At 60.3% G+C, this 234-nt stretch carries 1 protein-coding gene; it reads left to right on the top strand.

The window, feature by feature from the left end; translation table 11 throughout:
• Positions 1 to 44: 44 nt before the first annotated feature.
• Positions 45 to 234, top strand: a 190-nt coding sequence (locus FVA95_RS30430; protein ID WP_149667019.1) for a hypothetical protein, incomplete at its 3' end; no start/stop codon positions are given.

Here is a 234-nt window from a genome sequence, read left to right as displayed (position 1 = left end):
ACCAAGACCACCGGAACTGTCACCGATGTCCTGAGACATAACACGTGACAATCATCGAATCTGGCGGTAAACTCGAACACATGTTCGAACATTCTGGTATCGGGGCCGGCGGTGTGCCGGTCCACGATGCCGGCGTGGTCGACTTGATGATCCACTTCGCGCGGGTGGAAAACCAGTGCGCTGCGGGCCGGCTGACAGCCGTCGCCGACCTGGCGATGCTGCGGGTCGATGATC

It is taken from the genome of Pseudonocardia sp. EV170527-09, assembly GCF_008369905.1.
Lineage (GTDB): Bacteria > Actinomycetota > Actinomycetes > Mycobacteriales > Pseudonocardiaceae > Pseudonocardia.
This window is presented reverse-complemented; position numbering and strand designations above follow the sequence as displayed.